Source organism: Bacillota bacterium, from assembly GCA_040754675.1.
In the GTDB taxonomy this organism is placed as follows: Bacteria; Bacillota; Limnochordia; order Limnochordales; family Geochordaceae; genus Geochorda.
Map to the genome: position 1 here is coordinate 1 of JBFMCJ010000282.1, position 5,392 is coordinate 5,392.

The 5,392-nt window shown below is 68.1% G+C and carries 6 protein-coding genes; all 6 read left to right on the forward strand.

What is annotated here, in order from left to right:
• Nucleotides 1–140: 140 nt before the first annotated feature.
• Complete coding sequence (locus tag AB1609_14895) at nucleotides 141–368, forward strand: hypothetical protein (GenBank protein ID MEW6047745.1); 228 nt, start codon at nucleotides 141–143, stop codon at nucleotides 366–368.
• Nucleotides 369–372: 4 nt separating this feature from the next.
• Nucleotides 373–1,164 carry an SDR family NAD(P)-dependent oxidoreductase gene (locus tag AB1609_14900; protein MEW6047746.1) on the forward strand — a complete coding sequence of 264 codons (792 nt, stop codon included), beginning with the start codon at nucleotides 373–375 and terminating at the stop codon, nucleotides 1,162–1,164.
• A gap of 41 nt (nucleotides 1,165–1,205) precedes the next feature.
• A complete protein-coding gene (locus AB1609_14905) occupies nucleotides 1,206–2,285 on the forward strand; it encodes a Gfo/Idh/MocA family oxidoreductase (protein ID MEW6047747.1) in 1,080 nt (359 codons plus the stop codon).
• 16 nt (nucleotides 2,286–2,301) lie between these two features.
• Nucleotides 2,302–3,363, forward strand: a complete 1,062-nt coding sequence (locus tag AB1609_14910) for an alcohol dehydrogenase catalytic domain-containing protein (GenBank protein MEW6047748.1) — start codon at nucleotides 2,302–2,304, stop codon at nucleotides 3,361–3,363.
• Nucleotides 3,364–3,397: 34 nt separating this feature from the next.
• Entirely contained in the window at nucleotides 3,398–4,837 is a 1,440-nt protein-coding gene (locus AB1609_14915) for an NAD-dependent succinate-semialdehyde dehydrogenase (protein MEW6047749.1), read from the forward strand.
• A 16-nt stretch (nucleotides 4,838–4,853) separates the two neighbouring features.
• On the forward strand, nucleotides 4,854–5,392 hold a 539-nt coding region (locus AB1609_14920), incomplete at its 3' end, for a glucose-6-phosphate isomerase family protein (GenBank protein ID MEW6047750.1).

Sequence of the window (5,392 nt, forward strand, 5' to 3'; positions counted from 1 at the left end):
CGATGACCCACAGCTGGAGAAGGTCCCGGCCGTCACAGCGCCTGCCTGGGGCATCACGGGGGTGGGGCGGCAGGGGCCGCAGGCCCCCCGCCCCAAATGACAAGCGCGGCACAACCTGGCTTCGAGCCGTCAACTTCCACGTGGCAGACAGCAACCGCCAGGCAGTGGGCCAGGGGCATACGAACTTCAGGGCCATCCTGCAGGCGCTCAAGGACATCGAGTATCGAGGCGCCCTGGTTCTCGAACCGCTTCCTCCGGTTCCCGACCCGTACGTCGCTGCCCGGTTGAAAATGCAGGCGGGCTTTCATGACCGGTACGCCGAGCTCTCCATCCGCCGCTTGAAAGACCTCGAGCAGGTACTCGCGTGAGGACGTGAACGCCAGCGTGGGCGGGGCCACGGTTTGCGCGCTACCTCGGCCAGTCGCGCTCGTGACGGGCGGCTCGCGCGGCATCGGGGCGGCCACCTGCCGGGCGCTGGCCTCCAGAGGGCTGGCCGTCGCGGTGGGGTTTCTCGAGTCGGAGCGGGAGGCCCGGCAACTGGTCGATGACATCCGCTGCGCGGGAGGCATGGCTGAAGCGTTTCGGGCTGACGTGGCAGACCCGGCTCAGGTGAGCGTCCTGGTGGCGGCGGTCAGTCAGCGCTGGGGAAGGCTCGACGTTCTCGTCAACAACGCGGGCCACTTCGACCCGGCTGCCTTCGAAGCGCTCGACGAACGGCGCTGGAACCGAATGCTGGGCGTTCACCTGACCGGGGCGTTCTTGTGCACGCGGGCGGCGCTGCCGTGGCTGCTGAAGAGCCCGCAGGCGGCCATTGTCAACGTCTCGTCCACGTCGGCCATAACCGGTGGCACGAGCGGCGTTCACTATGCGGCGGCCAAGGCCGGGATCGTGGGATTCACCCGGGCGCTCGCCCGGGAGCTTGGTCCCCGGGGCATCCGGGTCAACGCCGTGATACCGGGGAAGGTCGCTACGGCGATGCTCGAGGCCGGTGGAGCACCGGTTTGCGGCGGTGCAGGCGACGTGGCACGGGTTGTTCCCATGGGCCGGGCGGGCAGGCCGGAGGAGGTCGCAAGAGCCATCGCGTTTCTTGCATCCTCCGAAGCCTCCTTCATCACCGGAGCGATTGTGCAGGTCAGCGGCGGTTACGCGCTGGGCTGCTGGTAAGCAGGCGGGATCCCAACGGGCATGGAGGGGCGATGGAGAGGATGGGTGCTGAGCCGGTTCGCATTTGTCTGGTCGGCGCCGGCCGGGCCGGGCTCGTGCACGGGCGAAACTTCGTACAGTTCATTCCCGACGCCCGCCTCGTGGCGGTGGTGGACGCCGTCGAGGAGAGCCGGGCAGCAGCCGCACGGGAGCTGGGCGTGGAGTGCCACTTTGGCTCCCTGACAGAGGCCCTCAACGCGGTGGAGTTCGACGCCGTCTGCATTGCGACGCCCACATACACGCACCGCGACCTCGCCGTCGAGGCCGCTCGCGCACGCAAGCACATCTTCTGCGAAAAGCCGATGGCCATCAGCGTAGAGGATGCCCTCGACATCATAAAAGCGGTGCAGCGTTCGGGTGTCTTCTTCCAGATGGGTTTCATGCGGCGGTTCGACGAGGAGTTCCTGGAGGCGCGGGCCCACGTCGAATCCGGCCGCATCGGCGAGGTGATGTTCATCCGCTCAACCACCCGCGGGCCGGGGCTGCCGCCCCCTTGGGCCTGGGAGACCGCGAAGAGCAACGGCATGCTGGCCGAGGTGAACAGCCACGATTTCGACACCGTCCGGTGGTTGACCGGCAGCGAGTACCGGTTGGTGTTCGCCCGCGCAAAGGCAAGGAAGGCCCGGGAGGTCCTCCAAAAGCACCGCGACTTCTACGACGTGGCCGTGGTGTCGGTTGAGATGGAGAGCGAAGCGCTGGGCGTGGTCGACGGCGCCTGCCCCGTGGAGTACGGGTACGACGCCCGGGTCGAAGTGCTGGGAACCGAAGGGGTCGTCACCGTCGGGGCCATTCCTCAGGGTACGGTGGTGCGCTGCACGAAGGACGGGCAGGTGATCGCCCATGCTTTCCGGAGCTGGCGAGACCGCCACCGCAGCGGCTACCTCGAGGAGGATCGCCACTTCGTACGCTGCATCCGCACGGGCGAACCCCCTCGGGTGACGGCCCTGGATGGGCTCAGGGCGCTGGAGGCGGTGCTTGCGGCGCGCACCTCGCTGCTCAGCGGCCAGCCCGTCGAGGTCAGCCACAGCTCACTGCAGCCGGCCGAGCCCGCGCAGGGCGAGCCGCGGCCCGGCGGGGGATGAAAGGAAGATCCTGGCAATGGGCGACACCATGCGTGCGGCCGTCTTCGAAAAGCCCGGGCAGATCGAGTTACAGACGGTGGAGCGACCGTTGCCCGGCGAGGGAGAACTGGTCCTGCGCGTGCACGCCGCCTCCATCTGCGCCACGGATCTCAAAATCGTGGCAAACGGCCACTTCAAGATTCCTCCCGGCACGCGTCGCGTCCTGGGGCACGAGCTGGCGGGGGTCGTGGTGGCCTCCACCTCCGCGGACCCCCCGGTCGCCATTGGACAGCGCATGAGCGTGGCCCCGAACATCGGCTGCGGACAGTGTGAAGTGTGCGTCCAGGGCCTGGATCACCTCTGCCCGCACTACGAGGCCCTCGGGATCACGCGGGACGGCGGGCTGGCCGAGTACGTGCGCATCCCACAGGCCGCTGTCCGGCGGGGTCAGGCCACGCCCATCCCGGACGACCTCTCCTTCGAAGAGGCTGCGTTGGTCGAGCCCATGTCCTGCGTCTTCAACGCCCACGAGGCCGTCGAAACCGGCGGGGGAGACAGGGTGCTGATCTTCGGCGCGGGCCCCATGGGCCTCATGCACGTTCAGATGGCCCGGGCGCTGGGCGCTTCGGTGGTGGTGGCCGTCGACCCGCTGGAGAACCGCAGGAGGCAGGCGCTCTCATTTGGCGCCGACGGCGCCGTGGAGCCCAATGACGTAGGGAGCGCCTCCCAGCGCTTTACGGGGGGGCGAGGCTTCGACGTCGTGGTGGTGGCGGTCCCGTCCCCGGAGGCCCAGAGCCAGGCCCTCGAGGTGGCCGCGGTTCGCGGGCGGATCAACCTGTTCGCGGGGCTCCCCGGGTCGGCCGGATCGGCCTTGCTGGACACCAATCGCGTTCACTACCGACAGCTCACCCTCACGGGGACGACGGGCTCCAGCGTCTTTCAATACCGCCGGACCATGGAACTGGCCAGCTCCGGGCGGCTCAAGTTGCGCGCCTTCATATCCGACAGGTTCCCGCTGGCGGCAATCCACGCTGCTCTTGGCCGCGCCCGCAGTGGGGAGGCCATCAAGGTCGTGGTCGACCCGACGGCCGGCCCTTAACGATAGGCATTTCGTCAGGAAAGGGGACGCCGTGGTGGAACACGTGAAGTTACTGATCAACGGAGCCTGGACCGGCGGCGCCGCTGGCCGAGAGATCGAGGTCATCGACCCGTCGACGGAAGAGGCGGTCGCTCGGGCATGCCTGGCTGGAGAACAGGACGTGGACCGGGCGGTTGAAGCGGCCAGCCTCGCGTTTGCCGAGTGGTCCAAGACCGCGCCTTCCGCGCGCTCCCAGGTGCTGCGCAAAGCGGCCACGCTGGCGCGCCAACGCCTCGAGGAGATCGCCCGATGGCTCACCCTCGAACAAGGCAAGCCCATCAGCGAAGCCCGGGGCGAGATCAAGGCCAGCATCGATGCTCTGGAGTACTACAGCGAGGAGGCGCGCCGGATCTACGGCGAGGTCATCCCAAACGACAACCCCGCCCGCCGCAGCCTGGTGATCCGCCAGCCGGTCGGGCCGGTTGCCGCCATCGGACCGTGGAACTACCCGGTTCTGTTGCTATCGTGGAAGGTTGCCCCTGCGCTGGCGGCCGGGTGCACGGTCGTGGTCAAGCCACCGTCCGTTACGCCGGTGGCCGTCACCCACTTCCTGCGGTGCCTGGCAGAGGCCGGCTTGCCGGACGGTGCCCTGAACATCGTCATCGGCCCCGGTAGCACGGTGGGTGCCCACCTCGTTCGGCATCCGCTCATCCGCAAGATCGGCTTCACCGGCGAGACGGAAACGGGAAAGGCCATCATGCGCATGGCCGCCGACGGCGTCAAGCGCATCTCCCTGGAACTGGGAGGGCACTGCCCGCTCTTGGTCTTCCCGGACGCAAACCTCGAAGCGGCAGTGAAAGGAGCCGTCTACCGCTCCTTTCGGAATATGGGGCAGATCTGCAACGCGATCAACCGGATCTACGTCCACGCCGACATCTACGACGCCTTCGTCGAAGCGTTCCTGGAACGTACCCGCCAGTTGACCATCGGCAGGGGGCTGGACGACCCGGACCTCGGCCCGATGACGACCCGAGACGGCCTGGAGAAGACCATCGCCCACGTCGAGGACGCCAGGGCTCGCGGTGCGCAGGTGGCCTACGGGGGCACACGGCCGCCGGGGCGCGACTTTGAGCGGGGGTACTTCTACCTGCCGACGGTGCTCGTGGACGTCGACCACTCCATGCGGGTGATGAGGGAGGAGACCTTCGGCCCGGTCGCCCCCATCATGCGCTTCAGCACGGCGGACGAGGCGGTGCGGCTGGCCAACGAAAGTCCCTATGGCCTGGTGGCCTATATGTACACCAGCAGCCTGAAGACGGCCATAGAGGTCGGGGAGCGCCTGGAGGCCGGGACGGTGGGTGTCAACAACGTGGCGGGGGGCGAGGTCCCCTTCCCGTACGGAGGGTGGAAGGAGAGCGGGCTGGGGCTCGAACTGGCGCACCAGGGCCTGGAGGAGTACCTCCTGACGAAGCACGTGCGGCTCGAGCTGCTGTGAAGGCGGGGCGCAACCCTTGGACGATCCGATCCTGCTGCGCGCGCTGCGGCCGGACGACCCCGAACGGCTGCTGTCGGACGCCCGCCGCCACCCACGGCGGGCACACGATCTGCGCGGGTACGTCGTTGACCCTGCCGCTCTTGAGGTTCTCGTGAGCCGTGGGGACCCCGTCATCTATGAAACGTTCGAAGCCCCGGTACCGGACGAGGCGGGCGAGCTTGCCTACGGCGTCACCGTCATCCATCCCGGCCTGATCGGGGTCGAGCACTTCATGACAAAGGGGCATTTCCACGTACGGCGGCACACCGCGGAGGTGTACGCGGCCCTCCGGGGCCGCGGCTTTCTCATCATGCAGTCCGAACAGGGAGAAGCACGGGCCGTTCCCATGGAGGCGGGAAGCGTGGCGTACGTCCCGCCTGGATGGGGGCACCGGACCGTCAACGCAGACCTGGCTGAGCCCTTCGTCCTGTTCTTCGCGTTTCCCGCCGACGCCGGCCATGACTACGACACAGTGGCCCGCACCGGCTTCTCCCTCATCGTCGTGCACCGCAACGG